The 5,230-nt window shown below is 40.9% G+C and carries 1 protein-coding gene and 1 pseudogene; both read right to left on the bottom strand.

Annotated elements, in window-relative coordinates; genetic code table 11:
- Positions 1–96 precede the first annotated feature (96 nt).
- Positions 97–526: pseudogene (locus PARA125_RS10240) on the bottom strand (helix-turn-helix domain-containing protein); the annotation flags it as partial.
- Between the two features lie 92 nt (positions 527–618).
- Positions 619–5,214, bottom strand: coding sequence for a HEAT repeat domain-containing protein (locus tag PARA125_RS09615; protein WP_213158671.1), 4,596 nt, complete (start codon positions 5,212–5,214; stop codon positions 619–621).
- Positions 5,215–5,230 lie beyond the last annotated feature (16 nt).

Here is a 5,230-nt window from a genome sequence, read left to right as displayed (position 1 = left end):
TCCGCGCATGACTCGTGGCCGTTGTGATTTTGCTGTAATCTTCAACGTGCGGCTCTTACATCCGCAACTCTAAGCCGATTTTAATCGGCGCTTTCTGTGCTTTTTCTTTTTGCCTGAATAGAAAAGCTTTTACGTTTTTTGGTCTTACAATAGGCGTTTCCTTAACATTGATCAGGGCAACCTCATATTCAATGTTTCTTTTTAAGAGTGCTTTACGGCCTGGTAAAGTAAAGTCCGGATCTTTAATCAACCTGTCTTCAACCCATTTGATTGTTTTGTAAGCACCGCCTTCGCTCACGCCATAGCCTTGGCTTATATGAAAATAGTTTCTATACTCTTGCATGTATTTCTTGGGCCATAAGCAATTCGTTTTCCAAATTAAACTTCTTTTTCCTTCTGCATTAAAATTTCTGCTTTTTATTGATTGCTCTAAAATGTTTACCATCTTATTGAAGATAAATCGCTTAACACCCGTTAGGCGACGAAATTTTTCATCGTTTAAGTCCTTTACTATTTCAAGTTTTATTGCACCCCGCTCAACTAAAATAAGGCGAATATGCTATTTCGAAAGAGCCCCTAATGTTTTAAAAACCGTGGTAGTAACAGCCCCTTTTGGCGTCATGTTCGATCTGCAGGACTTTGAGAGCTTCCCGTTATGCTAAGAATATCTAATCGTTTTCGCCATTCACTAAGCTCCGTAGGTAGCTTTTCTCTTATTTTCTCGTAGCTAAGCTTTAGTGTATGCTTGGATAAATAAGCGGTTTTTTTATCAGTAATGTGAGGTTGTAAAACTTTAACTGAAAAGGTGTTCTCAGTAAAGAAACAAGCCTCAGCGGTTAAAGCAAATGCCTCTGCGCCCATTTTTAATAAAGCATTTTTATCAACTTTTTTTAGAGCCGCAGCAGCAAAGCTTTTAATCCTTCCATCGCCTTCTTTGAGGACTTGGATGAGAGCTGATAACGCTTCTTTCGGAAGCTCACCTCCTTGTTTTGCTATTTCTCCTAGAGCACGGGCAGCAGAAGTTTTAGCCCATTCTTCGCCTTCTTTAAGGGATTGGATAAGACCATCTAATGCTTCTTTCGGAAGTTCACCTCTTTGTTTTGCTATTTCTCCTAGAGCATGAGCAGCAGAAGTTTTAGCCCATTCTTCGCCTTCTTCGAGAGCTTGGATGAGAGCATCTAGCGCTTTTTTCGAAAGCTCATCTCCTTGTTTTGTCATTACTCCTAGAGCACGAGCAGCAGAACCTTTAGCATCTCTATCACCCTCTTTGAGAGCTTGGATGAGTGCTACTAGCCCTTCTTCCGGAAGCTGGTTTCCTTGATTTGCTATTGTTTCTAGGACACGGGCAGCCAAATATTTAGTCCACTCTTCGCCTTCTTGGAGAGCTTGGATGAGAGCAGCTAGCACTTCTTTCGGAAGCTCATCTCCTCGTTGTGCTATTGCTTCTAGGGCACGGGCAGCAGAAGCTTGAGTCCCTCTATCGTTTTTTCTAAGAGCTTGGGTAAGAGCAGCTAGCACTTCTTTCGGAAGCTCATCTCCTCGTTGTGCTATTGCTTCTAGGGCACGGGTAGCAGAAGCTTGAGTCCCTCTATCGCTTTTTACAAGAGCTTGGGTAAGAGCAGCTAGCACTTCTTTCGGAAGCCCATCTTCTCGTTGTGCTATTGCTTCTAGGTCACGGGTAGCAGAAGCTTGAGTCCCTCTATCGTTTTTTCTAAGAGCTTGGGTAAGAGCAGCCAGCACTTCTTTTGGAAGCTCATTTCCTTGGCGTGCTATTGCTGCTGGGGTTCGGGCAGCAGAAATTTTGGGTCCCCTATCGCGTTCTTTAAGCGTTTGGGCGAGAGCTACTAACTCTTCTTTAAATAGCTCACTTCCTTGTTTTGTTATTGCCTCTATAATCTCAACAGCAGAATTTTTATCCCACTCTTCGCCTTCTTGGAGAGCTTGCGTAAGAGTTGCTAGAGCTTCTTTAGAAAGCTCGCCTCCTTGCTTTGTTATTGCCCATAGGGCACGCTTAGTCCATTCTTTCCCTTCTTTGAAAGCTTGGATGAGAGCGTTTAGGGCTTCTTTAGAAAGCTTTCCTCCTTGCTTTACGATTTCTACTAGGGTATTAACAGCATAAGCGCTAGTCATGCGATCGCTTTCTTTGAGAGCTTGGATGAGAGCGTGTAGGACTTCTTTAGAAAGTTTATCTCCTCGTTGTGCTATTGCCCTAAGAGCCCTGGCAGTAAAAATTTTAGTCATCCTATCCCCTTCTTGAAACGCTTGGATGAGAGCGTTTAGGGCTGCTTTAAAAGGCTCGTCTCCTCGTTTTACTATCTCTCTTAGGGCGCTGGCAGCATAAGCTTTATTAGCTCTACGATCGCTTTCTTTGAGAACTTGGATGAGAACGGCTAGCGCTTCTTTTGGCAACTCATCTCCTTGCCTTCCTACTTCTCTTAAAACCTCTATAGCATACCGTTGGGAATCAGAATCTTTTTTAGGACTCTTAAGTTCTTCAACAATCAATCCCAATATTTCTGAAGCTAAGCTTACCTTTGCCCTCACCATACTTAATAAGATGCTTAGCATATTTTTCTTTGTTTTAGGATCAGATAATAATTCTTCGATAGTAAGAACTATTTTGGGATGATTAAGCAAATTCTTATTGTTAAGTAAGCGTCCAACGTCTAAACCTAGTAAACAGAGATGCTTAATATAGTCTTTTACAAGCTCAATAAAGTCATCGTACTGCTTCACCATCTTAGGGTCTTGGCACTCTTCAAAGCACGCTGCAATCAAAGTGAGCTCATTACTGACAGCTAAGTCTTGCGGCGCAGCAAAAAGATCGTCGAAAAAAGACTGAAATGCATCCGCATAGCGCCGATTACTTGAGGTAGAGAAAGAAAGGCAGCCAGCAATCATGCGCAAAACGAGAGCGTAGCGAGGTTCAAACTTGTAATTTTGCAAAAATTCTTGGCATGTTTGCCTTTCTCCTTTGAGGTATTGATTGGCAACTTTTGAAGCGGTTAAAAACTCTTGGAAGGTTAAGTGGATGAAATACCCTTTTTCTTCAGCTTCAGTTTCTACTTCAGGGATGCGCATAAGCCCACAATCTGTAATTTCATTGGGTAAGATTTTTTTACCCCTAAAATCTTCGATCTCTTGCTTGCTTAAATAAAGGGTGTCGTTCTCCATTGCAAAGTCAGCCATTTTTTCAAAAGCTTTAGCAATTTTAGCGACTTCTTTATTTTGGCGCAGATTTTTTTCTGTCAGAATTTGTTCTTTAGTTTGTTTAGATATACCTTGGTCAATTCTTCTTAAAAGAAACCACTTGTACATCCAGTTAACTACGCGTGCATAGATAGCGCTCATTGTAATGGATTGCTCGGTATCAAAAACCTGTGGATCTTCGTTAAATAGGCAACAAAGCAGGGATAAGTTAATGGGAATATGCGCCAGGCTTAAAATTTGAGGAGAAGTAGCTAATAGACGATTAAGCTTCTGCTTTTTCTCTTCGGCTTGAACTTGTTTGAAAAACCTATTTACATAACAGCCGACCCCTTTTTTATCAAAACCTAAAAGCTCTAGCTCACAAGAGCGCTCAAAAGAATAGCTTCCAGGTCTTGAGGTGACTAAAATATGGGGAAATAGCTCCTTTAACTGCTTAAAAGCGGCAGCTAGGCTTGTGTTTGCTTGAGCTTCTGCTGGGAGCTCATCATACCCGTCTAAAACAAGTAGGGTGTTTTGTAAAAAAGCGGCGTCGTTTATACAGGCCTCGATCACTCTGTGATCAATTTTGTCGCCATATTCTTTTGCTATCATGCTAGCAGGAGCATACTCTTTATCGTCGGGGTATTTCCTCAAAGTTAAATTTCTTAAAGGAATCCGAAAAAGGCAGGCAAACATGCCTGCCCAAAGCTTCCCTTTTGCCCAGTAGTAGCTAGTATAATGACAGAGAGTGCTTTTACCAATGCCAGCTGCACCTTGGATAAAAACTCTTTTACGAGCTTTTTTTTTCAAGCTTTTATGTTGGAAAAGCTTTTCGATTTCGATATTCTGCTTAGGTTCGAAAATAGATTCGTAAGCCGGAATACGAGCATCTTGTAAATACTCAGAATGCTTATTTAAGGCTTGATCGCGTGTTTTTCTTTCTTTATTTTCAATGATCCCTAAACGCACATAAATTTCTTCTAAAGGAACTTTAAGTTCCCACTCTTGCTGCATTTTAATTCTGAAAATAGAGAGGGTATTTTGAGAAAGGTAATAGTTTTGAAGAAAACTAACCAGCATTTGAGGACTTAGGTTTTCTTCAACTATAACATTTATAATGGCTGCATTTTCAAAAATAAGCGCTAAGGCCGTTTTTCGGTTATGATTTAAGATATTTAGGTTGGCTCCTTTTTTTACTAAAGCTGCAATAATTTTGACATAATCCGCTGTTGGCTGATTAGAAGATATTCCCTCTCCAATCACGGCTAAATGCAAGGAAGTATTTCCCTCCATGTCTTGCAGGTCCACTTCACAGGGGTCTGCAATTTGAACTAGCAAGTATTCCAAGCTCTTTGCATTTCCCATAAATGCAGATAAGTGTAAAGGGGTCTGGCCTGCGCTATTTTTAGCTCTCATAAGGACTGGGTCGTATTGCAACAAAAGTTTAACGATATCGACGCAATCTTTTTGAGACTGACAAGCATGATGTAAAGCACTATTTTGGCAGCTATCGAATTTTCTAACATCTGCTCCCCGATCAAGCAGAAACTGTACGATAGGTATATTTCCAGCCATAGCAGCTACATGTAAAGGCGTTTCTTTAGCTGTCTTTCCTGCTAACACATTAAGGTAGGATAATGTATTTTGCCTTTCCGCAAAGAGATAAATAAAAATACTGAGATTTTCTAGGGCGGCAAAATAATGCAGTAGGGTTTCATCATTTTCTAACTTTTTCTCCAAGCTGTCCAGGTATTCATCGAGTGCTTGTTGATCAAATTTATATCCTCTTATTTTAAGCGCGCAATACAACTCATAAGCCGTGGCTAGATAAAAGGCCCCATGCAGAACAGCTTCCTCTTCTGGCTCTTTTAAATATTTATGCCCTTGAACAATTAAATCTTTTATGCAAGAGGGACACCGCAAGTGCAGCAAGCCCTTTAGGCGTTTGTTAAGCTCTCCTACTGCCAACCTAGTGGGCAGCACAGCTCCCTGGTATTGAATGAAAGGATTAACTTGCATAATCATGGTCGCATCTTCCTCT

It is taken from the genome of Parachlamydia sp. AcF125, assembly GCF_018342475.1.
Classification (GTDB): Bacteria; Chlamydiota; Chlamydiia; order Chlamydiales; family Parachlamydiaceae; genus Parachlamydia.
Note: the sequence above shows the minus strand (reverse complement) of the source record. Positions and strands in the feature narration are given on the sequence as shown.

What these genes read in the sequence shown, in the direction of transcription:
- PARA125_RS09615 (WP_213158671.1), bottom strand. Translation starts at nt 5,214, where the DNA reads ATGATTATGCAAGTTAATCCTTTCATTCAATACCAGGGAGCTGTGCTG.